At 45.1% G+C, this 21,441-nt stretch carries 22 protein-coding genes; 6 read left to right on the forward strand and 16 right to left on the reverse strand.

The features are described 5' to 3' along the window. Positions 1 to 66 precede the first annotated feature (66 nt). Positions 67 to 726 carry a ribosome biogenesis GTP-binding protein YihA/YsxC gene (gene yihA / locus CWO27_RS12215; RefSeq protein WP_017060162.1) on the forward strand — a complete coding sequence of 220 codons (660 nt, stop codon included), beginning with the start codon at positions 67 to 69 and terminating at the stop codon, positions 724 to 726. A 217-nt stretch (positions 727 to 943) separates the two neighbouring features. Next, positions 944 to 1,543 (forward strand): GTP-binding protein, encoded by a 600-nt coding sequence (locus CWO27_RS12220; RefSeq protein WP_107899030.1) that lies wholly within the window; start codon positions 944 to 946, stop codon positions 1,541 to 1,543. Between the two features lie 266 nt (positions 1,544 to 1,809). On the opposite strand, the gene CWO27_RS23975 is transcribed toward CWO27_RS12220, so the two are convergent. The 4 genes from CWO27_RS23975 to hemB all read right to left on the reverse strand — a co-directional run bounded on the left by CWO27_RS23975 (position 1,810) and on the right by hemB (position 7,083). Then, on the reverse strand, positions 1,810 to 1,857 hold the full coding sequence (locus CWO27_RS23975; RefSeq protein WP_438356636.1) for a hypothetical protein: 48 nt from the start codon (positions 1,855 to 1,857) through the stop codon (positions 1,810 to 1,812). Between the two features lie 193 nt (positions 1,858 to 2,050). Further along, the gene (gene polA / locus CWO27_RS12230) at positions 2,051 to 4,849 is read right to left on the reverse strand and encodes a DNA polymerase I (protein WP_107899032.1); all 2,799 of its coding nucleotides are present in this window, start codon (positions 4,847 to 4,849) and stop codon (positions 2,051 to 2,053) included. Between the two features lie 679 nt (positions 4,850 to 5,528). Further along, a complete protein-coding gene (locus CWO27_RS12235) occupies positions 5,529 to 5,963 on the reverse strand; it encodes a GNAT family N-acetyltransferase (protein WP_107899033.1) in 435 nt (144 codons plus the stop codon). A gap of 76 nt (positions 5,964 to 6,039) precedes the next feature. Next, entirely contained in the window at positions 6,040 to 7,083 is a 1,044-nt protein-coding gene (hemB, locus tag CWO27_RS12240) for a porphobilinogen synthase (protein ID WP_017060158.1), read from the reverse strand. A gap of 208 nt (positions 7,084 to 7,291) precedes the next feature. Between hemB and CWO27_RS12245 the strand changes: the two genes are divergently transcribed. Then, entirely contained in the window at positions 7,292 to 8,053 is a 762-nt protein-coding gene (locus CWO27_RS12245; RefSeq protein ID WP_107899034.1) for a TatD family hydrolase, read from the forward strand. Between the two features lie 288 nt (positions 8,054 to 8,341). Here the strand turns inward: CWO27_RS12245 and tatC are convergent, their stop codons facing one another. The 7 genes from tatC to rmuC form a co-directional block, all read right to left on the reverse strand. Continuing rightward, positions 8,342 to 9,097 carry a twin-arginine translocase subunit TatC gene (gene tatC / locus CWO27_RS12250; protein ID WP_017060156.1) on the reverse strand — a complete coding sequence of 252 codons (756 nt, stop codon included), beginning with the start codon at positions 9,095 to 9,097 and terminating at the stop codon, positions 8,342 to 8,344. Between the two features lie 148 nt (positions 9,098 to 9,245). After that, on the reverse strand, positions 9,246 to 9,653 hold the full coding sequence (gene tatB / locus CWO27_RS12255) for a Sec-independent protein translocase protein TatB (protein WP_048612432.1): 408 nt from the start codon (positions 9,651 to 9,653) through the stop codon (positions 9,246 to 9,248). A 3-nt stretch (positions 9,654 to 9,656) separates the two neighbouring features. Continuing rightward, positions 9,657 to 9,911, reverse strand: coding sequence for a Sec-independent protein translocase subunit TatA (gene tatA / locus CWO27_RS12260; protein ID WP_017060154.1), 255 nt, complete (start codon positions 9,909 to 9,911; stop codon positions 9,657 to 9,659). A 53-nt stretch (positions 9,912 to 9,964) separates the two neighbouring features. Beyond that, the gene (gene ubiB / locus CWO27_RS12265; protein ID WP_107899035.1) at positions 9,965 to 11,599 is read right to left on the reverse strand and encodes a ubiquinone biosynthesis regulatory protein kinase UbiB; all 1,635 of its coding nucleotides are present in this window, start codon (positions 11,597 to 11,599) and stop codon (positions 9,965 to 9,967) included. Beyond that, on the reverse strand, positions 11,596 to 12,201 hold the full coding sequence (locus tag CWO27_RS12270; RefSeq protein ID WP_102432214.1) for a ubiquinone biosynthesis accessory factor UbiJ: 606 nt from the start codon (positions 12,199 to 12,201) through the stop codon (positions 11,596 to 11,598). The genes ubiB and CWO27_RS12270 overlap by 4 nt, the downstream gene beginning before the upstream one ends. 98 nt (positions 12,202 to 12,299) lie before the next feature. Beyond that, positions 12,300 to 13,079 carry a bifunctional demethylmenaquinone methyltransferase/2-methoxy-6-polyprenyl-1,4-benzoquinol methylase UbiE gene (gene ubiE / locus CWO27_RS12275; protein ID WP_026012235.1) on the reverse strand — a complete coding sequence of 260 codons (780 nt, stop codon included), beginning with the start codon at positions 13,077 to 13,079 and terminating at the stop codon, positions 12,300 to 12,302. Positions 13,080 to 13,144: 65 nt separating this feature from the next. Further along, entirely contained in the window at positions 13,145 to 14,677 is a 1,533-nt protein-coding gene (rmuC, locus tag CWO27_RS12280; protein ID WP_102432215.1) for a DNA recombination protein RmuC, read from the reverse strand. A gap of 138 nt (positions 14,678 to 14,815) precedes the next feature. Here rmuC and CWO27_RS12285 point away from each other — a divergent pair, with 138 nt between their 5' ends. Further along, positions 14,816 to 15,709, forward strand: a complete 894-nt coding sequence (locus CWO27_RS12285) for a DMT family transporter (protein WP_107899036.1) — start codon at positions 14,816 to 14,818, stop codon at positions 15,707 to 15,709. 137 nt (positions 15,710 to 15,846) lie between these two features. On the opposite strand, the gene CWO27_RS12290 is transcribed toward CWO27_RS12285, so the two are convergent. The 3 genes from CWO27_RS12290 to ftnA form a co-directional block, all read right to left on the reverse strand. Continuing rightward, entirely contained in the window at positions 15,847 to 17,040 is a 1,194-nt protein-coding gene (locus tag CWO27_RS12290; RefSeq protein WP_107899037.1) for an NAD(P)/FAD-dependent oxidoreductase, read from the reverse strand. A gap of 250 nt (positions 17,041 to 17,290) precedes the next feature. Then, positions 17,291 to 17,614: a universal stress protein UspB gene (gene uspB, locus CWO27_RS12295; RefSeq protein ID WP_048661272.1), complete on the reverse strand. Its 324-nt coding sequence runs from the start codon at positions 17,612 to 17,614 to the stop codon at positions 17,291 to 17,293. A gap of 68 nt (positions 17,615 to 17,682) precedes the next feature. Further along, entirely contained in the window at positions 17,683 to 18,210 is a 528-nt protein-coding gene (gene ftnA / locus CWO27_RS12300) for a non-heme ferritin (protein ID WP_017066029.1), read from the reverse strand. Positions 18,211 to 18,399: 189 nt separating this feature from the next. On the opposite strand from ftnA, the gene uspA reads away from it, so the two are divergent. After that, complete coding sequence (uspA, locus tag CWO27_RS12305; RefSeq protein ID WP_017060149.1) at positions 18,400 to 18,834, forward strand: universal stress protein UspA; 435 nt, start codon at positions 18,400 to 18,402, stop codon at positions 18,832 to 18,834. A 52-nt stretch (positions 18,835 to 18,886) separates the two neighbouring features. After that, positions 18,887 to 19,765 carry a carboxylate/amino acid/amine transporter gene (locus CWO27_RS12310; protein WP_102479131.1) on the forward strand — a complete coding sequence of 293 codons (879 nt, stop codon included), beginning with the start codon at positions 18,887 to 18,889 and terminating at the stop codon, positions 19,763 to 19,765. A 112-nt stretch (positions 19,766 to 19,877) separates the two neighbouring features. On the opposite strand, the gene CWO27_RS12315 is transcribed toward CWO27_RS12310, so the two are convergent. Both CWO27_RS12315 and CWO27_RS12320 read right to left on the reverse strand, forming a co-directional pair. Next, complete coding sequence (locus tag CWO27_RS12315; protein WP_102530152.1) at positions 19,878 to 20,468, reverse strand: hypothetical protein; 591 nt, start codon at positions 20,466 to 20,468, stop codon at positions 19,878 to 19,880. 141 nt (positions 20,469 to 20,609) lie between these two features. Beyond that, on the reverse strand, positions 20,610 to 21,389 hold the full coding sequence (locus CWO27_RS12320; RefSeq protein ID WP_017060146.1) for a class I SAM-dependent methyltransferase: 780 nt from the start codon (positions 21,387 to 21,389) through the stop codon (positions 20,610 to 20,612). Between the last annotated feature and the right edge of the window lie 52 nt (positions 21,390 to 21,441).

The raw sequence follows: 21,441 nt of genomic DNA on the forward strand, positions 1-21,441 counted from the left end.
GGTTATTTTACACAAATTCACAAAAAAGTAATCAATCGACTACACAAAGTCGAGATGGAGTTAACAGTGAGCGTAAAAATTCATTATCAAAACACGCATTTCATTACCAGTGCACCTGATATTCGTCATTTACCAGAAGACGAAGGGATCGAAATTGCGTTTGCAGGACGCTCCAATGCTGGTAAATCTAGCGCGCTAAATCGCGTTACCAACCAAAAAAGCTTGGCGAAAACCAGTAAAACACCAGGTCGAACTCAGCTAATCAACCTATTTAAGGTGACAGACGGTTGTCATATCGTCGATTTACCTGGGTATGGCTTTGCTCAAGTACCGCTTGAAATGAAGAAAAAATGGCAGAAGTCGTTAGGTGAATACCTACAACGACGTGAAAGCCTGAAAGGTTTAGTGGTATTGATGGATATCCGTCACCCAATGAAAGACCTTGACCAACAAATGATCTACTGGGCTATCGATAGCCGCATCCCAGTACAGGTTTTGTTAACAAAAGCAGACAAACTGAAAAGTGGCGCGCGTAAAGCACAGCTACTGAAAATCCGTAACGACGCGAAATCTTTCGGTGGTGATGTTGCGGTTGATGTCTTCTCTTCAATGAAGGGCATCGGCGTTGACCAACTGCGTGCCAAGATGGATGAGTGGTTTGCCCCTGCGCTTGCTGATCAAATCATTGATGAGCTAGCGGACGAAGAGCACAACGACTCAGAGTAGTTCCCCTACTTATCACTATAGGTTAGAGCACTTACAGCAAGTAATTTAGCCTTATCAATACCCCTCCTTATATAGGTGGGGTATTTTTTTCCCTAAAATTAGCGATTTAAACTCAAAAACTGAGAATCAAAGACAGGATTAACCCGTTACAAGCAACAGAAGTGAACCATACTAAAAAACACATCTAAATAAACAGGATAATGAGAAAGGAATACTCATGTGGAAAACACCATTGGCTATCATTGCACTTATGTTGGTCTCACTGACAGGATTTGCTTCTGAAGCAGAACAAGAACAAGCCCCACTGATCAATGTCGATATGACCTTGGACTTAGATGGGATGGAAAAGTACGCCCAAGATGCGAGTGAGTCTCTTGAGGTGATATCGCAATCTTTGCAGGCGATAGTCAACAACCCCAATCTAAGCGAAGACCAGCAACAAGCCTTGAATCAAACCGTTGAAAGCATCAATAAGCTTGCGAGCTCCACCAAGACATCCCTCAATCAACTGCCACAAGCCTTAGACCAATCTCGACTCGCCTTTAAACAAGCCAGTCAAATGCTGTTGGATGATATTCAGACCAAGATCATCATTGCGCTGGCGGCCGTTATCGCCGTCATTATTATCGCTTTGACCGCTATCTATCTGCTTATCCTGAAACCAATGCAGCAAACCTTGGTAAAAGCGACCAACAATATCTCTTCGATGGCGCAATCCATCCAGATCACCGCCGAAGCACTGAAATACAGCACCGAGAAACAACAGAAAATCATGGATTACATTGAGCATTCACCGACTCAATACACTGATAAATAAGGCGTGAGCCATCAATCCTTTATCGATCACTTGTAAAATAAAAGTTATTTCAAGCGATAAAACAATCAACTTAGAGACGGATTTAAATTACCAAAAGCTGGTCGAATTCCAGATCTAAGGCAAATCAGGGGGTTTATCACTGTGCTTGAGAAAGTGTAATGAAAGGCACTAAAAACGAGAGGTTTTTGGGGGGATAGCAGGTTGGAAATATTTTTCTTTCGCACAAGAAAAAACGCCCCAGTCAAATACTGACTGGGGCGGCTGAATCAGCCTAATCCAATAACGTGAAACAAAAGGTCTGAAAGATAGAACATCTTACCTCTGTACCCTACGAGATTTAATGTACAACAATTGCTCAGAAATGAAAACAACTTTTGTAGTTTTTTTTCATGAATGTTTTATTAAAACACCTAAATTCTTACTACGACCTGACTTTATTTGAGACAAAAAAAAGCCAGTGTTTGTGCACTGGCTCATACTAATTTACTTATTAAGGTCAAAAACTGATTAGTGGGCTTGATCCCAGTTGTCACCGTGGCCAGCTTCCGCGACAAGCGGCACTTCTAGCTCTGCAGCGGATTCCATCAATTCTTGTACTTTACTTTCAATTTCGGCTAAAGATGACTCTTCTACTTCAAATACCAATTCATCGTGTACTTGCATAAGCAATTTCACACGACCATCGCCTTCCGCTTGGATCCATTCATCAACCAATAGCATCGCTTTCTTAATGATGTCTGCCGCTGTGCCTTGCATTGGTGCGTTGATCGCCGCACGCTCAGCCGCCTTACGACGCATACCATTACGAGATTGGATTTCAGGAAGGTGCAGACGACGACCGTAAATGGTTTCTACGAAACCTTGCTCTGAAGCCGCACTGCGCGTGTCTTCCATATACTGCATCACGCCAGGGTAACGCTCGAAGTAAGTATCCATGTAATGTTGTGCTTCGCCACGTGGAATACCCAGTTGCTTAGCCAAGCCAAAAGCACTCATGCCGTAGATAAGACCGAAGTTAACCGCTTTAGCGCGACGACGTTGTTCCGTCGTTACCTGCTCAATATCAACCCCAATGATCTCAGCCGCGGTTGCCGCGTGGATATCTTTACCTTGTTGGAATGCTTCCAGAAGCGCTTTATCACCCGAAAGGTGCGCCATGATACGCAATTCAATTTGAGAGTAATCGACCGCTAGAATCTTCCAACCATGTTGTGCAACGAATGCTTGGCGGATACGACGACCTTCTTCATTACGAATTGGGATGTTCTGTAGGTTTGGATCGGTCGAAGACAAACGACCCGTCGCCGTTACCGCTTGGTGGTAAGACGTATGAACACGGCCGGTTTCAGCGTTGATCATCTTTGGCAGCTTATCTGTATAGGTAGACTTCAGCTTCGCAAGACCACGATACTCAATGATCAGCTTAGGTAGCGGGTAATCAAGAGCCAGTTCTTGCAGCACTTCTTCATTGGTTGAAGGTGCACCTGATGGCGTTTTCTTGATAACAGGCAGGCCCATTTTCTCAAACAGGATCGCTTGCAGCTGTTTTGGCGAGTTCATGTTGAACTCTTGCTCAGCAATCTCGTAGGCTTTCTGTTCTAGCTCATCCAGACGAACCGCAATCTCTTGCGATTGAGCGCCTAGCAACATGTCATCGATGAATACGCCAGTGCGTTCAATGCGAGACATCACAGGGATCAGTGGTACTTCAATTTCTTCATAGATGGCTTTTAGCTTTTCATCTTGCTCAATGTTTTCCATCAAACGGTTATGAAGACGTAAAGTCACGTCAGCATCTTCTGCTGCGTATGGAGACGCTTCACCCAGCTCAATCTGGTTGAAAGTAAGCTGCTTCTTACCTTTACCTGCGATTTGCTCAAATGAGATGCAGCTGTGTTGAAGGAAACGCAGCGCTAGGCTGTCCATATCATGCTTGCCACCTACGCTATTGAAAACGTAAGACGCCAACATGGTGTCGTGTTTGATGCCTTTCATCTCGATACCGTAGCGCGCTAGCACACTCATATCATACTTAAGGTTCTGACCTACTTTTGCTTGTGCATCATCTTCAAGAATCGGCTTAAGCTGTTCAAGTACCCAATCGCGATCCAGCTGCTGCGGTGCATCTAGGTAATCATGAGCAACTGGCACGTAAGCGGCAACGCCTTCTTCAGTCGCGAATGACAGGCCAACGAGGTTCGCCACCATGTAATCTAGGCTGTCTGTTTCAGTATCAAAGGCAAACACTTCAGCCGCTTTCAGTTTCTTTAGCCAAACATTGAATGACGCTTCATCGAGGATGGTTTCATAGTTGCTGCGATCAATGGTCACGGCAGAGGTGTTCATTTCTACGGTAGAAGTGGTTGATGCCGTATTGCTACGCACTGCGCCCGACTTTTCATCCGCCTCAACCACACCGCTGCCACCTTCAAGTAGCTCGTTCAACCAAGACTTGAAGACCAGTTGACCGTATAGCTTAATCAGCTCATCCGTGTTTGGTTGTGCTTTTACAAGCGACTCAGGTGTCTCTTCTAACTCGACGTCCAATTTGATCGTAGCAAGCTCGTAAGACATCTCAGCGTTGTCTTTATTATCAATCAGCTTCTTAGCCATGGTCTTTGAACCACGGAAACCAAGCGCCGCAATATCATCAAGATTTTGGTACAACTTCTCGATGCTACCGATGCCTTGCAGCAAAGCAGTCGCTGTCTTGTCACCAACACCTGGAACACCTGGGATGTTATCGACTTTATCGCCCATCAGTGCAAGGTAGTCGATGATAAGCTCTGGTGGAATACCAAACTTCTCAATCACGCCTTCACGATCCATGACCACGTTGGTCATGGTGTTGATCAGAGTAACGTTGTCATCGACCAGCTGCGCCATATCTTTATCGCCAGTACTAATAAGCACAGGCATACCCATCGCAGAAGCTTGAGAAGCAAGTGTACCGATCACATCATCCGCTTCAACGCCGGGAATAGAGATAAGTGGCAAACCCATTGCACGAATCACATTGTGTAAAGGCTCAATCTGACAACGAAGATCATCAGGCATAGGTGGACGATTTGCCTTGTACTCTGGGTACATGTCATCACGGAACGTCTTTCCTTTCGCATCAAAAATTACCGCAATACGATCAGAAGCAAATTGACGCATCATGCTGCGCAGCATGTTAACTACACCGTAAACAGCGTTAGTTGGGATATCACCATTGCTCATTGTGCCAGGGTAAGCATGGAACGCGCGATATAGGTAAGAAGAGCCATCGATCAGAATCAATGGATTATCAGGAATACGAGCCATAATGTTTGTGTATCCAGTAAGTACAGAAATTATCTGTTAAGAATGCCACGTCTGTTGGTTGGATTCCACGTTGTCGATCTGTATCCGTTCACTCGGTTGTGTTCGTTATAATCGATTTGTTGTTATTTTTTGTTCTTAGACGCAAGCGTTCTGTGGATAACTCTGTTTATATTATTTATCCACCCTGTTGAGAACTAAGGTAAACAACTCAAAAAACACCAATAAACAACTGAAAATAAAGGATAATTTTACAGATCGAACAGATGATCAACGATCTTTTCTCGATCTTGCGTTGTGGAAAAGAATGCTGATGGCGTTTTATTCATAAAAATACGTGCCACTAAATATGCATCTTGTTGAAATGGTAGGTATAAAAAAAGCGACACCCGAAGATGTCGCCTAGCAAAAACCGGTAAAGCCATTCAAATTGAATACCACAGCTTTACCTAAAAGCTATAAATTACACTGGAAGCAATGTGAGCAATGTCGTGTCAAAAAGAACTTAGTACAAGTTCGCGAGAATTCTGTTGGGTAACCAAGTAGATACTTGAGTACTTAACATCCTTGTGAACATTTCCTCATTCCCTAAGACGAAGTTAATAATAATGATTCTCATTTGATAGTCAACAATTAAATGATAATAAATCTCATTTAATTTATATACTGTTAACGACAGTGTTCAAATTTGCTTCAAAAAATGGATTCTATGGTCATTAATGTCTTCTTTTTCTTCAAATTTTTCGATTAGGTAACCGTTTCTTAATAACAGGCGCAGCATGGCTGAGAACTGGTTACGAGACTTAACCTTTAACTGTCTGTAGCCCTGCTCTTTCGCCCACTGTTCCTGAGCGTCTAATTGCGCCTGTGCAACGCCTTTGTTCCTCGCGAGCGGTGACACCCCACCAAACCAACTGTAAAAAGTCTGCTGATCCAATTCATAGCCGATCTTAAAACCAAGCAGCACCCCAGCCTCTTCAACCACTAAGATAAGGTTCTTTTTCCCTACCAGCCGCTCTGAAAGAGAAGCGACACTCTCTTTTTTAGCGAACTCAGAGATCTGCTCCACAACAGACACCACTTCTTCTAACGAACCTTCACGCACGACAACTGACATCTTATTCATCCTTATAAACGAAAGGGCTGGCACAATGGCCAACCCTTTACTGATCACTTAAGTGAACTCTACACGATTACTTTTCTTTTAAGTGCTCTGCGGCTTGTGCATTGTCTTCTGCAAGCCATTCAGCCACATCTTTAGCGAAGTAAGTAAGAATGCCATCAGCACCAGCGCGCTTAAAGCACAGCAGTGATTCCATGACGGTTTCACGCTCTTTCAGCCAACCGTTTTGAATCGCCGCTTTGTGCATCGCATACTCACCAGACACTTGATATGCAAATGTCGGCGCTTGAAGTTCATGCTTCACACGGCGCACGATATCTAGGTAAGGCATGCCAGGCTTAACCATCACCATGTCCGCACCTTCATTAAGATCCATCGCGACTTCGTGAATCGCTTCATCGCTGTTCGCAGGATCCATTTGGTAGTTCTTCTTGTTACCACCTTTCAGGTTCGAAGCACTGCCGACTGCGTCGCGGAATGGACCGTAATAGCACGATGCGTATTTCGCAGAGTACGCCATAATCTGAGTATGAATATGGCCCGCTTCTTCTAACGCTTCACGGATCTTACCAATACGACCGTCCATCATGTCCGATGGTGCAACCACGTCAGCACCCGCTTCAGCGTGTGATAGCGCCTGCTTGATCAAGACTTCAGTCGTCTCATCATTCATCACGTAACCATCTTCATCGATGATGCCGTCTTGGCCGTGAGTGGTGAACGGGTCTAGTGCTACGTCAGTAATAACGCCAATGTTTGGCACATGCTCTTTTAGTAAACGTACAGCGCGCTGCACTAAACCTTCTGAGTTATGAGCTTCAGCTGCGCATAAACTTTTAGCATCTTGGTTCACGACTGGAAATAGAGCAATCGCAGGAACACCCAGCTTTGACAGGTAATCTGCTTCCTCAAGCATGTAGTCGATCGACAAGCGTTCAACACCTGGCATTGACTCGACAGGCTCGCGGCGGTCTTTACCCATCAGGATAAACATTGGGTAGATTAGATCATCCACAGACAATTGATTTTCTGCCATTAGGCGACGGCTAAAGTCGTGCTTACGCATACGGCGCATACGGCGACCTGGGAATTGACCTTGAATTGAAACAGACACTAGATTCTCCTTGCCTAGTCTAAGCACCGAAATACTTAGATATGAAAAGTGCTAAATACAGGCAAAAGCATATCACTGATGGCTCAGGACGCTAGCAGTAAAATATGAAACCCACTCAAAAACAGGGATAAATGGCAAAAAATGACCTTCTCCTCACACTGCCGTATACTCATGACAACTCAGTAAAGACCGCTTTCAGGACAAAACAATGATCGACACCCATGCTCATATTTACGCGAGCGAATTTGATGAAGACCGCGAGCAAGTCGTACAGCGCGCACTGGCTCAAGGGATTGATACCATTCTATTGCCGAACATCGATTTAGAATCTATCGAGCCAATGTTAGCAACGGAAGCGCAGTTTCCTGATGTGTGCCGTTCAATGATGGGCTTACACCCTTGCTATGTCGATGCGAATATCGAGCAAACCCTCAAAACCATTCGAGCTTGGTTTGATAAGCATGACTTTATCGCCGTGGGTGAGATTGGTATCGACTTGTACTGGGATAAAACCTTCAAGGCTAAACAAGAGATGGCTTTCGTGACTCAACTGCAGTGGGCAAAAGAGCTCGATCTACCGGTGGTGATCCACACCCGTGATTCCATTGAAGAGACACTTGCCCTACTTCGTAAAGAACAAGATGGCAGCTTACGCGGGGTATTCCACTGTTTTGGCAGCAGCTTAGAGGAAGCTCAAGCGATCAATGCGTTAGGTTTTCACTTAGGTTTAGGCGGCGTTTCGACCTTTAAGAACTCAGGGATGGACAAGGTAATCCCACATCTTGATATGGATTACGTCATTCTAGAGACAGATTGCCCATACTTGGCACCAACACCGAATCGCGGTAAACGTAATGAGCCAGCCTATACAGAATTGGTGGCAAAACGCATCGCCGAATTGCGCGGAATTACCCTTGAAGAAGTCGAAAACATAACCAGCACAAATGCTAAGGCATTGTTTAATCTATGATAAATCTATTAATAAGTAATTATTACGGATTTATCCTGAATTTATTTGAGAAAGCTAAGTGATATGTATAGTATCAACCACCTGCATATGGAGGTAGTTGATTATGTGTGACCATTCACAACACTTACAACGTCAACATCGAACCCTATGGCATAAGATTTTGGGCATCAAAGAGCTCTATATATGTCAGAACTGTGGCTATCAGTTAAAGATTCGATAAACAGACATAATAAAAAAGCGGCCCTAGGCCGCTTTTTTATTATGTGATTCTTACTGAAGCATTCCGAATTAAGACTCAGCTTCTTCCTCTTCATCCGCATCTGGCTTACGCGTATAAAAACGTGCGAAGAACAGACCAATCTCAAACAGAATACACATTGGAATCGCCAACAGTGTTTGTGAGATCATATCTGGTGGTGTCAGCATCATACCGATGATGAAAGCACCTACAACGATGTAAGGACGCTTTTCAGATAGAGATTGAGGCGTTGTTGCCCCCGTCCAACATAGCAAGATAATCGCAACGGGCACTTCAAAGGCAATACCAAAAGCAAAGAACAGCGCGAGTACAAAATCAAGATAGCTTGAGATGTCGGTTGCGAACTCTACCCCCCCTAATGATATGGCCGTAAAAAAGCCAAATACCAACGGGAATACAATGAAGTAAGCGAACGCCACACCACAGTAAAACAGCAATGAACTTGAAGCCAATAGCGGCATGATCAAGCGTTTTTCATGCTTGTATAAACCCGGAGCAACAAAAGCCCACACCTGATACAAAATAAACGGAACCGCGAGGAATATAGACGCGATCAAGGTTAATTTCAGTGGTGTGAAAAATGGCGATGCAACATCGGTTGCGATCATCGTCGCCCCTTCAGGTAGACGATCTACCAAAGGTGCTGATACGAATTCATAAATATCATTAGCAAAATAAATTAGCCCGACAAATATCACTAGCACCGCGACAATCGCACGTAGTAGACGATTACGTAGTTCTAGAAGGTGGCTAATTAAAGGCTGTGTCTGCTCAGTCGAAGACATGTCAAACCTCTTAAACAGGAAGATCGAAAAGGAGCCGCGCGTGTATCTATCCAGTTGAATTGGTATCCACTTGAATAGTTATTTACTTGAATAGCTATCTATTTAAACATCTAGCGACTCAAGTATCCGGCGACTCCTCCTTGCGAGACTATTCGGCTTTCTTATCTGACGGTGCTGAAGCTTCGCTGTTGACCTGAATGGTTTCAGATTCCACAGTTTCCGTGACACTAGGTTTAGTCTCACTTGGCTTATCAGACTCAGGCTTAGCATACGGACGTTGAACCTCAGCAGCGGCCTGCTTGAGTTCATCGACTGACGCTTTAAGGTCTGGAGATAAATCTTCCATGCCCATTTTTTCCGCCTTGCGTAGGTTTTCTTGCAGCTCCTGCACCTTAAGCTCATGAGAAAGTTCATCTTTCACACTATTTGCCATGCTTTTCGCTTGTCCAACAAACTTGGAAATACTGCGAATCGCCACGGGCAAACGCTCAGGCCCTAAAACCACTAACCCAACGACAGATATTAATACCAGTTCCCAAAAACCGATATCAAACACGATTTACGCCTGCTCTTTGTCTTTCTTTGTTTCAGCAGTTGTTTCAGCGTGAGCTTCTGTCTTCTGCTGTTCAATATTCTTTGGTTCGAAGTCTGCATCTTTCTTATCTGCAGGCTTGTCTTCATCGCTCATCGCTTTTTTGAAGCCTTTAACCGCTGAACCTAAGTCACCACCCATACCGCGCAGTTTCTTTGTTCCGAATAGCAAAATTACAATTACAGCAATGATTAGAAGTTGCCAAATACTGATACCACCCATTGTCATTGTCCTCGGGTCTGTCTACACATAAAAATATTAAGAGAGTCTACTGTCTAACGACGGTAAGCTCGCCAACTAAGCAACCAAAATGTGACACCTGCGATGCCACAGCCCATAGATAGCTGCTCATAAGGGCTTGAAACTAATATTGCGGAGCATACGACTAAAGTGGCTCCAACGCCAAACAAAAACTTTCCAGTTGCTTGCTGACGCTTACTATCTCGGTAACCTTGATAAAGCTGATCCATTCTGTGGTTCATCGCTTTACCTTGGCGCAAGCTGTCATAAAGTAGCTCTGGCAGCTCTGGCAGTTTTTCTGCCCAGAATGGCGCGCGCTCTTTTACTGCGTTAATCACAGCTTGCGGCCCCACCTGATTCATCATCCAGGTTTCAAGGAAAGGCTTGGCGGTTGCCCACAAATCAAGCTGCGGATACAACTGGCGGCCTAGACCTTCCACATACAACAAGGTCTTCTGCAGAAGCACCAACTGAGGTTGAACCTCCATGTTGAAACGTCTTGCTGTATTAAATAAGTTTAGCAACACATGGCCAAATGAGATCTCGCCAAGTGGTTTTGCAAAAATTGGCTCACACACCATGCGAATCGCGAACTCAAAGTCGTTGACGTTGGTGTCGTGTGGCACCCACCCCGAATCAACGTGCAGCTCAGCGACTTTACGATAATCTCGGTTGAAGAAAGCCAGCAGGTTTTCTGCTAAATAACGCTTATCTTCACTGTTGAGTGTGCCGACAATGCCACAATCCAAACCAATCCACTGCGGGTTATCTGGATTTTCTGGATTAACGAATACGTTGCCCGGGTGCATGTCTGCATGGAAAAAGCTGTCTCGAAATACTTGGGTGAAGAATACGGTCACACCACGTTCCGCGAGCAATTTCATGTTGGTGCCGTTGGAGTTTAACGTCTCAATATCCGAAACCTGAATACCATAGATTCGCTCTGACACCATCAAGGTTTCACTGCTTAAATCAGGGATAACCTCTGGAACATACAGCTCTTCACTGCCTTCAAAATTACGTCGCAGTTGAATCGCATTGGCCGCCTCACGGCGCAGGTCTAGTTCATCAAGTAACGTTTTCTCGTACTCATGAACCACCTCAACAGGTTTCAAACGACGTGCTTCAGGAAGCGACTTAGCGACTATACGCGCCATTCGGTGCATCAGTTTTAGATCTGCGTCAATCACCGGGCGAATATCAGGTCGAATTACCTTGAGAACAATCTCACGACCGCTCTCTTTAAGCTTTGCGGTATGCACCTGAGCGATAGAAGCAGAAGCCAGAGGCTCGATATCAAAGTCGGTAAACCAGTTATCTAAACTGCCACCGAGCGCCTTTTCCATATCTTGTTTAGCCAATTGACCATCGAATGGCGCAACTTGGTCTTGCAACAGTGCCAGTTGATCGGCGATATGAGGAGGGAACAAATCGCGACGCGTCGACATCATCTGTCCGAACTTGATCCACACAGGCCCAAGCTCTTGCAGCGCGAGACGTAAGCGATGACCCAACTCTTTATCTTGATGCTTGTTCTTAAGCCAAAACAGCGACTTTCGCGCCAGCAAAGGGGCTTTGGTCAATTGGTGCTCTGGCATCAATTCATCAAGGCCATATTCCAACTGTACCTTGATAATATGATAAAGACGTTTCAGTTCTGTTGGGGTCATGCTTTCTCCAACAGGGCGTTCAACTTAGCTTCAAGGCGTGCTGCAGAGCTTTTCACGTCATCAACTTGATCGCAAAAGTGCGCGACTTCTAACGGTGCTGGTGCGATCTTCCACTCTTCAGTCAGAACTTGAGCAACATGGCTTTGATGTTTGCTGGCTTGCTTTGCCACAAAACCACCGACGTTTTTAACGCCTTGCACCAAGGTATGAGCAACCACATCACCTGTTACGCGCGATAACCACTCTTCCAAGTCAGGCTTGCAGTCTGTCATCAGTTGAGCAAATTTCTGAGCCAGTTGAATATCACCCTCTAAGATCAGCTTATCTTGCTTGATCAGCTTGGTGATGTTCGATTGCTCACGCAGTTCCGGTAACACCGATAAATTCAAAGATAGGTAGCAATCAGGCTGCCCTTCGTATTCCGACAACACATCAATTTGTTGGCTGAAAACGAAAGTGAGTGTTTTATTCAACTCTTTCAAATTAACTTGAATGATCTGCCCCTTTAAACGAGACAAACGACGAACCAAAGCTGGATCATCGTTCACGAAAGTATTTAAAGAGGTTTCAATAACCGCGGTTACCAATGGATCAAATGGCATGACTGTCCTTACCTTTGAAAACGGATAAGCCTTAACCTATCCGTTCTGTCTTTATTCTTATTGTTTAGCACGCTCAACGAGCCTGCTACCAAGTTCGACTAGAACTTGTAACCGCGGTGCAGCGCAACAATGCCGCCCGTTAGGTTGAAATATTTAGTATTCTCGAAACCCGCTTCCTGCATCATGCCTTCCAAAGTCTCTTGGTTAGGGTGCATGCGGATAGATTCTGCAAGGTAACGGTAGCTATCTGCATCGTTAGCAATCAGCTCACCCATTTTTGGCAATAGGTGGAAAGAGTATGCGTCGTAAACCTTTGATAGTGGCTCAAGCACTGGCTTAGAAAACTCAAGAACCAACAGACGACCACCCGGCTTAAGCACGCGGTACATTGAACGCAGCGCTTGGTCTTTATCGGTTACATTACGCAGACAGAAGCTGATGGTAATGCAATCGAAGTAGTTATCCGGGAAAGGCAACTCTTCAGCGTTCGCTTGTACATAGTGTACGTTGCCAACAATGCCGCTATCACGCAGCTTATCACGGCCAACATTCAGCATTGAGTTGTTGATATCAGCAAGAACCACGTGGCCTTTTTCACCAACGATACGCGAGAACTTCGCAGTCAGGTCACCGGTACCACCACCAAGGTCTAGGATACGTTGACCCGGGCGCACGCCACTACAATCAATCGTGAATCGCTTCCACAAGCGGTGAACACCACCCGACATTAAGTCATTCATGATGTCGTATTTAGCGGCTACAGAGTGAAATACCTCTGCTACTTTCGCGACTTTTTCGTCTTTTGCGACTGTTTCGAAACCAAAGTGTGTGGTTTCTGACTCTACTGCTGAATTTGTCTGCACGCTTGTGTCCATAATGCTGTTATCTACCATGGTAAGTTCTCATCGACAGCGCTCTTTGTATTTAGAGGCGCTGCGGCCGATTAGTTTACTTTATCCTCAGCAGGTTGTCTTTCTACTAAGGAGGCATTTTCTGAAAAAGCCTCATTTTGCGCCATTTCAGCCAAACCAATCGAGATCGGTTTCTTCACTTCAACACCCAATTGCTTGAAGCTTTCGGCCTGACGAATCACGTTGCCTCGCCCTGTCACTAGCTTATTCATCGCCCCTTGATAACTTTGGTTGGCTCTATCAAGTGAGCTGCCAAGGCCTTCCATATCATCAACAAACAGGCGCAGCTTGTCGTAAAGCTTGCTCGCACGTTCCGCGATAACTTGTGCATTTTGGTTCTGTCTGTCGTTGCGCCAAAGATTATCAATGGTACGCAGTGCCACCAGCAGGGTGGTTGGGCTGACCAAGATGATGTTTTGCTCCATCGCATCTTTCACCAAGCTAGGATCAGCCTGAATCGCCACTTGGAATGCTGGCTCAACCGGGATAAACATCAACACGTAATCCAGGCTCTGTATGCCTTTGAGCTGATGATAATCTTTCTGGCTCAAGCCTTTAATATGCGCTCGCAATGAAGCCAAATGATCACGCAATGCGGCATCACGCTGTTGATCGGTTTCGGCATTGAAGTAACGCTCAAACGCGACCAATGCCATTTTAGAATCCACCACTACTTGCTTATCTTGTGGCAAATGCACAATCACATCCGGCTGATAGCGCTTACCTGCATCGTTCTGTAGGTTCACTTGCGTTTGGTATTCGTGACCTTCGCGCAGCCCTGATTCAGCAAGCACGCGAGCCAGTACCACTTCACCCCAGTTACCTTGTTGTTTGTTATCGCCCTTTAGTGCTTGAGTCAGGTTAACCGCTTCACGCGTCATGCTTTCATTAAGGCGCTGCAGGTTTTTCAGCTCATGCACTAAGGTATGGCGCTCTTTGGCTTCTTGGCTAAAGCTATCGTTAACCTGCTTCTTAAAGCCTTCCAACTGCTCTCTTAGTGGAGACAACAAACCTTCTAGGCTCTGCTTGTTCTGCTGATCTACCTTGGCGGTTTTACTCTCAAAAAGTTGGTTCGCTAACAATTCAAACTGCTGCTTAAGTCGAGATTCAGCTTGTTCTAGCAACTGCAGCTTTTCGCTATTGGCGAGGTTTTCTTGATCATGCCTTGCTTCTTGTTCGCGCAGCTCGGCTTCTAATTCAGACTTATGATCCTTAAGCACATTGATCTCATCAGCGTACTGCTGGCGCTCTTGCTTTACTGCCTCAAAGTAGCGCAGCTTTTCCATCGCAGCCATCACCTTACCGTGTGCTTGCTTGAGCTCGAATGCCGCTTTGTCTCGGTCATCATCTAACTCATTGAGTTCTTGTTGCGCCTCTGCGAGTGATGATTTGAGCTGAGCTTGCTGAGATTCATGCAACAAACGATCGGACTCTAGCTGCTGCTCGAGCAATCGCTGCTGAAAAGAGAGCTTCTGTTTAATCCACCAACCCACGACGCCACCGCTGACGAGCGCGCCAGAAATTGCAGCAATAAGCGTTGCCTGATGTTCGATAATCCATTGCATGATAATGATTTAGCCTAATTGGAAATAACTCATTAAATGGTATTTTGATACTGGATAAATGTCCAGTTTGCCGTATTAAAATTCGACAGATAGACTAGGCGCTCCGTATTCTGTCCCATCAAATTAAAATGAGTTGCCATGAACGAACGTCGTGCCTTAGGCTTTGGCCTTTCCGCAGTACTGCTGTGGTCAACGGTCGCTACTGCTTTTAAGCTGACCCTTGCTGAGTTTTCACCTATTCAAATGCTGACTATCGCTAGCATTGTGTCGTCGATTGCGCTGATCGCAGTCTGCGCCTTTCAGGGCAAGCTTTCTCAGCTGAGTACTACGTTCCTTTCAAACCCTTGGTATTACTTACTGCTCGGCTTGGTCAACCCATTGGCCTATTACCTGATTCTATTCAAAGCATACGACCTGCTTCCCGCTTCACAAGCTCAAGCCATCAACTACAGCTGGGCGATCACGCTAACCTTAATGGCAGCGGTTTTTCTAGGGCAAAAGATTCGTAAACAAGATTGGATTGCGTGTACCTTCAGCTATGCGGGTGTGGTAGTTATTGCGACCAAAGGCGACGTGTTAGGAATGCAGTTCGATAGCCCACTCGGTGTGGCGCTAGCGCTGCTTTCAACTTTGCTTTGGGCGGGATACTGGATTCTCAACACCAAAAACAAGGCAGATCCTGTGGTGGGTGTACTGCTTGGTTTCTTAGTGGCATTGCCATTCGCGATCGGTTTAACCATTTTTGAGGGCGAAAGCTTTAGCCAAATCACGGCGAAGGGCTGGATGGCGGTGACTTACGTTGGCCTATTCGAGATGGGAATTACCTTTGTATTGTGGTTATCAGCACTCAAGCTAACCAACAACACAGCTCGTATCAGCAACCTGATTTTCGCATCACCATTTATCTCGTTGATGCTACTTTCCACGATTATCGGCGAAGAAATTCACCCAGCGACACTGTTTGGCTTGGTACTGATCATTGCTGGTTTAGTGGTTCAACAGATCAAATTTTCAAAAAACAAAGCTGCGTAAATAAGCGCTAAAAGATTCGATTGAGAACGAAAAGCTATCTATAAAGCCGAATCTAGAGCTAGAGCACAATGTTAGATACAAAAATGGCGAGTCGTATGACTCGCCATTTTTATGTAATTTTAAATCTATGGGTAAGCTTAAACCCACTGGCCTGCAGCAAAGCCAGAACTCCAGCACCATTGGAAGTTATAACCTCCAAGCCAGCCCGTTACGTCCATCACTTCACCGATGAAGTAGAGGCCAGAGACGCTCTTACATTCCATAGTTTTTGAAGATAGGTGATTGGTGTCCACGCCGCCTAGAGTTACTTCGGCCGTTCGGTAGCCTTCGGTACCGTTTGGCGCGATTTTCCAATTTTCTAAGTGCTCTACGATGTCATTCAGCTGTTTTTCATTGAACTGCTTGAGCGGCTTGTCTTCCAGCTCTTTACGATCAATCAACACTTCCACAAAACGCTTCGGTAGTGCTTTCGCCAAGGTATTTTTCAGGCTCTGATTTGGGTGCTTCTCGCGAGAGTTAGCCAGCAACTCAGCTACATCGACTTCAGGTACTAGATTAATCGAAACCGACTGACCCGCTTTCCAGAACGAAGAAATTTGCAGTACTGAAGGACCCGATAGGCCGCGGTGAGTAAACAACAATGCTTCTTTGAACAAGGTTCCGTCTTGCGCGGTGATCTCGGCAGGAATTGCGATACCAGAAAGCTCTGCGAAAGCTTCTTTATCTTCTTTATGCAGAGTGAATGGCACCAAGCCTGCGGTAGTTGGCATCACAGACAAACCAAATTGCTCTGCAATCTTGTAACCAAATGGCGTTGCGCCCAGCTTAGGCATCGACAAACCACCGGTCGCTACCACCAGTGAGTCACACTCAACTTGGTCGGTATTGAGATGCATCTTGAAGCCAGAATCGGTCTTTTCGATGGAGTGAACGTCACAACGGTAGCGCTGTTCAACTTTCGCCAGCTTACACTCTTCAAGCAACATGCTCACGATGTCTTTTGCGGTGTGGTCATTCACACAGAACAACTGGCCGTGGTCTCGCTCTTCGAACTCTATACCGTACTTGCTCACCATCGAGATAAAATCCCAGTTGGTGTATTGAGATAAAGCTGACTTCACAAAGTGAGGGTTGTTACACAGGAAGTTGTTGGCTGAAACATCATAGTTAGTGAAGTTACAACGGCCGCCACCTGAGATTAAAATTTTTCTGCCTGGTTTCTTTGCATGATCAACCACCAGCACTCGTCGGCCGCGTTTACCAGCTTCCGCAGCACACATTAAGCCCGCGGCGCCCGCACCAATTACGATTACATCAAATTTTTCACTCATGTGGTTCTGCTTTTCTTCACTTTTGCAGCCCGAGTACGCCCTGTTCTCGAAATGCCATCAATAAAAAAGGATGTGCATAAACAGCACATCCTTACTAATTGCTCGCTATTTTAGCGGCAATTTTAAACTTTGCAATTGATGTTCAATTGTACAATTTGCAGACAACAGCAAAAACCCTAATTGGCTTAGCAAACCAACAACCGAAGCTTTACACCAAAAACTAAGTTCTACTTCACACGCACTAAATAACTTAGACGATGAAAGAAGCCAGTAACGTTACACCCAGCAGGGCGGAAGAGAGTATGAATAACTGTCTCACACGATCACACTTGGAAGTGAACACTTCATCATGGTGATGGTGATACTCTTTGCTTTTGATGTAACTAAACAGACGAACCTGTTTGGTCATATTGCCATGAGTTGTGAAAAAACCGCCTCCGTCTACTTGTTGATAAAGTAGAGGATGCGCTTCTCGCATAATATAAATGAGCGTTCTTAGCGCAGTAAAATAACGCGCCCAGTTCACGCAAGTCACAACCATTAGTGCAAATAGAATAGTGTCGCCGCTGATCATCCTTTCCTCCCTACATCTTCATAAGAAAACTCAAAAGAAAAAGATAATCAGTGTCTTTCTCGTACTACCTAAACGGCAGGAGCTTCCATAATTGAAGATGAACCATCTTTTGCCAATTGCGCTAGGTCTTTATCAATAAAGAACAGTGCCTTACCGTCTTCACCAACAAGTTCTAGCTTATCCAATACACCTTTAAACAACTTCTCTTCTTCGTGTTGCTCTGCAACGTACCATTGCAGGAAGTTAAAGGTTGAGTAGTCTTGTGTGCTGAAAGCAACGTGAGCCAGTTTGTTGATCTTTTCAGTAATCATCTGCTCATGTTCATAAGTTTCACGGAACACTGCTCCAAGGCTTTCGAATTCGTGTTTTGGTGCTTCAATTGCACCCAGAATTGGCATTGCACCTGTTTCGCTTACGTAAGTGAAAAGACGCTGCATATGTTCCATTTCTTCTACTGCATGAACACGCAGAAACTCTGCTGCACCTTCAAATCCTTTGTCTTCACACCAAGCACTCATTTGTAAGTATAGATTGGATGAGAAAAATTCTAGGTTAATTTGATCATTCAGTTGCTCAACCATAGTTTTTGACAGCATTTAAGACTCCTAATTACATCCTCAATTTTCTCTACTATATCACTTTTTAATGAATATCTCGCAGGCCATTAGTTAACCAATATTTCGAGCTGTCATTACGCAAGACAGTGGATATGAGATCACTTCAGCAAAAAAAGCCACCGCATAGTGCTAATCTTTAAACAGACAATGAATAAAGGAGGTAGAGATATGAGTTACAAACATATTTTGGTCGCGGTCGATTTATCAGAAGACAGCAAATTAATTGTGGATAAAGCGGTAGCATTGGCAAAGCCATTGGAAGCCAAAGTCTCTTTTATCCATATCGATATTAACTACGCGGAACTCTACACTGGCCTGATTGATATCAACATGGCCGAAACGCAACATAACGCGATGGAAGCATCTCGTATTCAGCTGCAAAATTTTGCGGAGCACGCTCAATACCCGATCACCCATACCCTGGTGGGCAGTGGCGATTTGAGTCATGAGCTGTGTGACACCATCAACGAGTTCAATGTTGATCTCGTGGTTTGCGGTCACCATCAAGACTTTTGGAGCAAACTGCTTTCTTCAACACGACAACTGATCAACGCCTCTCCGGTTGATATGCTGGTCGTGCCTCTAAGAGATTCAGAAGACTAATGATTTAAGGTTAGGTAACATACAGCTCATATCTTATTAACGAAGTTTTACTATGAGCTATTTAGCTGGTGTTACCCTCCTATGGGCCTTCTCCTTTAGCCTGATCGGCGTTTACCTTGCGGGTCAGGTTGATTCTTGGTTCTCTGTTTTAATGCGTGTTGCCCTTGCTGGCGTCGTATTTCTTCCTTTCCTAAAGTTTCGCGGCGTATCACGTAAGCTGATCGCTAAATTGATGACTATTGGTGGTATCCAGCTTGGCCTGATGTACTGCTTCTACTATCAGTCTTTCTTACTGCTATCTGTTCCTGAAGTCCTTTTGTTTACCGTTTTCACGCCAATTTACGTCACGCTGATTTATGACTTTCTCAAAGGGCAATTCTCTCCGTGGTACCTAGTGACTGCGGCAATTGCGGTATTAGGCGCGGTATTCATTAAATTCGCAGGCATCAACGAAAACTTTTTAGTTGGCTTCCTCGTCGTGCAAGGCGCGAACCTGTGCTTTGCTATCGGTCAGGTGGGCTACAAAGTTGTGATGGAGAAGGAATCGACCGAGTTACCTCAGCGAACCATATTTGGTTACTTCTACTTAGGGGCGCTATGTGTCGCTTCGGTTGCTTTCATGCTACTGGGCAATCCAGAGAAACTACCCACCACCACACTTCAATGGGGAATCCTGATCTACCTTGGCTTGATTGCTTCGGGGCTGGGTTACTTTATGTGGAATAAAGGTGCATGCATGGTGAATGCCGGTGCACTGGCGGTAATGAACAATGCATTGGTTCCTGCTGGTCTTGTGGTGAATATCCTGATTTGGAACAGAGATGTCGATTTGGTTCGATTGTCTATTGGTGGCGCCGTTATCTTGTTCTCTTTGTTCGTCAATGAGACTTGGGTGAAGAAGCGCGTAGCAAGATCCGCAAGCAACGCTTAGCTGATTTGAACGAGATACATAAGCTAGCTCGGATAACCCCAAAAAGCAAAAGAGCGACCTAAGGTCGCTCTTTTTAAATCATCGCTGTAGCAATAAACCATTCGAATCAACTTCAGTGAATGTGATTATGGCTCACTACCTGAGTCTTGGTTTCAGTGAAGGCGACATCATCAAGTTGTAGATTGATGCGTTCAAGGTCACTTTCCAGTTTCTGGCTTTTCTTAAACAGCTTTTGCTGTTTCTTAATCATCTTCGCGAGCTTTTTGTTGTACTTCTCTTGTTTCTTAGCTGCTTTCTTCGCTTGTTTGAGTTCAGCTTTCTCATCACTACTCGCCTTCGCCATCAGTTTTTTCAACTTGGCTTTTTTCTGTGCTGCCTCTTTTTTTGCAAGCTCAGGAACAATATCAGTTGCGGCTGGATCGAACATTTGCACGCTAGGCTCAATTGTCTCGTTGATTTCTGCAAGCGATAGCTCTGGTGCAGGTAATGTTTCCGCTAACAGGCCGCATGCGACTTTCTCTTCAACGGGTTTGTTTTGACAACCAATAGGTGGAATTGCGGTTGGTTTGCATAGATTCGCTTGATCCGCCGAAGAACGCGCACAAGAACGACACACGAACTTAGGTTCAGTCACCAAGCTGTGGATCTCGCCCAAGTGTTCAGTGATATCTCGACGGTTTAACTTACAAAAGCGTTTAGCCATGCTACAACTCCAGCTAAGAATAATAATGATTCTTAGTTAGATATACATCCGTAACGCGACTATCGCAAGTGTTAAATGGCAATTTATCGTATTTATGACGGGAAATTTTCTTAGCGTGTATCTAAGTTATTGATGCATCAATTAAGTCATTGATGCTTTCACATAGACGTCAAAGCGGTTCTTTTTGGTTTCTATCGCCATACTCGGTTTTTGCTCGTCTAACCAAGCTGCGTAATCCGGTCTTTTGACCACAACGCGCTTCGATGCCAATTTCATCGCCGGCTCAAATAGACCATCAGCATCCAGATCGGCACCCACCAAAGATTGGAATACGCGCATCTCTTTTTTAACCAAAGCCGATTTCTTTTTGTTCTCTGGGTGTGGGTACATTGGGTCTAGATACACCACGTCTGGTTGTTCGAAATCAGGATCGTTACTGAGTTTATCTAGCGCATCGTGACTCGAAGCGTGAATCAACTTCATACGTTCGCTAACCCAACCACCGATGTCTGGGTCTTGTTGCGCTCGCTGCAAGCCATCATCAAGCAGTGCTGCCACAACGGGGTGACGCTCGACCATTTGTACCTTACAACCTAGAGAAGCCAACACAAACGCATCGCGCCCTAAGCCTGCAGTGCCATCGAGGATAGTTGGCGTTGCGCCTTTGTTTAAACCAGCGGCTTTGGCAATCGCCTGACCTTTACCACCACCAAACTTACGTCGGTGACCGACAGCGCCTCCCACTAAATCAACAAAGATAGCGCCAAGCTTAGGCTCATCGACTTTACGTAGCTCAAGTCGCTCACTAGTCAGTACCAAAGCAAAATCACTGCTTTCATCATGAGATAAGTTCCAGCGGGTCGCTAAGTCATTCAAATGATCGATTTGGGTAGCATCTTCGCAAATCAGTTGTAGTTGCAAGGTCGTCTCCAACAGACAGTAGTATTCAAAACAAAAGAGGCAACCAGTTTAC

It is taken from the genome of Vibrio sp. 10N.286.51.C3 (genome assembly GCF_003050065.1).
GTDB classification, from domain to species: Bacteria; Pseudomonadota; Gammaproteobacteria; order Enterobacterales; family Vibrionaceae; genus Vibrio; species Vibrio crassostreae.

Excerpts from the sequence above, each read along its gene's own strand:
- ftnA (WP_017066029.1), bottom strand. The coding sequence starts at position 18,210 with ATGCTGTCAAAAACTATGGTTGAGCAACTGAATGATCAAATTAACCTA.
- uspB (WP_048661272.1), bottom strand. The coding sequence starts at position 17,614 with ATGATCAGCGGCGACACTATTCTATTTGCACTAATGGTTGTGACTTGC.
- rmuC (WP_102432215.1), bottom strand. The coding sequence starts at position 14,677 with ATGCAATGGATTATCGAACATCAGGCAACGCTTATTGCTGCAATTTCT.
- polA (WP_107899032.1), bottom strand. The coding sequence starts at position 4,849 with ATGGCTCGTATTCCTGATAATCCATTGATTCTGATCGATGGCTCTTCT.
- ubiB (WP_107899035.1), bottom strand. The coding sequence starts at position 11,599 with ATGACCCCAACAGAACTGAAACGTCTTTATCATATTATCAAGGTACAG.
- CWO27_RS12270 (WP_102432214.1), bottom strand. The coding sequence starts at position 12,201 with ATGCCATTTGATCCATTGGTAACCGCGGTTATTGAAACCTCTTTAAAT.
- CWO27_RS12290 (WP_107899037.1), bottom strand. The coding sequence starts at position 17,040 with ATGAGTGAAAAATTTGATGTAATCGTAATTGGTGCGGGCGCCGCGGGC.
- CWO27_RS12235 (WP_107899033.1), bottom strand. The coding sequence starts at position 5,963 with ATGTCAGTTGTCGTGCGTGAAGGTTCGTTAGAAGAAGTGGTGTCTGTT.
- CWO27_RS12220 (WP_107899030.1), top strand. The coding sequence starts at position 944 with ATGTGGAAAACACCATTGGCTATCATTGCACTTATGTTGGTCTCACTG.
- CWO27_RS12285 (WP_107899036.1), top strand. The coding sequence starts at position 14,816 with ATGAACGAACGTCGTGCCTTAGGCTTTGGCCTTTCCGCAGTACTGCTG.
- uspA (WP_017060149.1), top strand. The coding sequence starts at position 18,400 with ATGAGTTACAAACATATTTTGGTCGCGGTCGATTTATCAGAAGACAGC.
- tatA (WP_017060154.1), bottom strand. The coding sequence starts at position 9,911 with ATGGGTGGTATCAGTATTTGGCAACTTCTAATCATTGCTGTAATTGTA.
- CWO27_RS12315 (WP_102530152.1), bottom strand. The coding sequence starts at position 20,468 with ATGGCTAAACGCTTTTGTAAGTTAAACCGTCGAGATATCACTGAACAC.
- CWO27_RS12245 (WP_107899034.1), top strand. The coding sequence starts at position 7,292 with ATGATCGACACCCATGCTCATATTTACGCGAGCGAATTTGATGAAGAC.
- CWO27_RS12310 (WP_102479131.1), top strand. The coding sequence starts at position 18,887 with ATGAGCTATTTAGCTGGTGTTACCCTCCTATGGGCCTTCTCCTTTAGC.
- tatC (WP_017060156.1), bottom strand. The coding sequence starts at position 9,097 with ATGTCTTCGACTGAGCAGACACAGCCTTTAATTAGCCACCTTCTAGAA.